The following is a 1015-nucleotide window of genomic DNA, read 5'->3' on the forward strand; positions in this document are numbered from 1 at the left end:
CCAGGGGCAGGGGCGGCAGAGAAGGGTCGGTTGCGCTGCCGGAGGCCAGGGGATGGCTGCTGCCGGACGGCAGAACCTCGGGGATTGCGTCCTGCGGTTCGGGAAGTCCCGCGCCGGAATCGGCAGCCTGCGAATTTATGGTTGTCTGCGTAATGGGGGGCTGCTCCGGTTTGCGCAGCCTCTCGTTAAGCATAATAAGGGCCATGCCCAGCACGCAGACGGCCACAAGAAGACTTAATATTACTTTATTCATGCCAAAAGGCTCCTGCCAAAACAAGTGTTGACCAGATGCTGTCTCATCGGCGGGGCGAAGCTTTCCGTCCCCGGTTTTGCAGCTTTTCTTTGCGAATATATACAAGCATCCGAAAATACAAATGCTCATCGCCATCCATATTCATGGCCGCGCGAATATGGGCGGCTGCCTCGTCGTATTGCCCCAGCGTGCAGAGAACGCGGGCAAGATTGAAATGGGCGTGGTCGTCATTGGGGGCCAGTTGCACAACCTTGCGGCTGAACAGAAGGGCCAGATCGGGATGCGCGCTTTGCCGCAGCCTGACGCCGAAGTCTCTGAACATGTGCTTGTGCGCGATGCAGATATTTTCTGTGGTTTCAGCAAGTTGCTCAAGCGTTTTCAGCGCGCCCCGGCGTTCGCGCGGCCGCTTCAGGCGCAGCAGGGCCTGACGGAAGGCTTCGCGCAGCTTTGATTCGGTCATCTTGGCTTGGCGGGCAGCTTCGGGATCATAGACCCGGTTTACCACTGCCGGGCCTGTGGTCTGCAGGGGATGGGGCGAAAGGGCGTCGCTTTCTGAAACGGAGAGGTCTACACCTCTGAGCTGCGGCCGTGTTTTTTCAGCCACAAAGCGCGCAGGCGCGCCCAGTTCTGCCTCGGAGACGGCGGTATTTTTCTGCTTTTGAAGAGGATTCTGTTTTTCGGCGGTTGCGGGGTGCGGCGTTTGTGGCGATGCCGCAGACCGTTGCGGGGTGTCCGCTTGGGGCGCAGGGGCTGTGGGGGATG

Annotated in this window: 1 protein-coding gene and 1 pseudogene; both read right to left on the bottom strand. The window is 59.6% G+C overall.

Features of this window, described 5'->3' with window-relative positions; translation table 11 throughout:
- Window positions 1-253, bottom strand: a pseudogene (locus V6C16_RS14115) (AMIN domain-containing protein); the annotation flags it as partial.
- A 43-nt stretch (window positions 254-296) separates the two neighbouring features.
- The coding region (locus tag V6C16_RS14120; protein WP_333543542.1) for a tetratricopeptide repeat protein at window positions 297-1015 on the bottom strand (719 nt) is incomplete at its 5' end.

Origin of the sequence: Desulfovibrio sp. 1188_IL3213 (assembly GCF_036763145.1) — a bacterium.
GTDB lineage: Bacteria > Desulfobacterota > Desulfovibrionia > Desulfovibrionales > Desulfovibrionaceae > Desulfovibrio.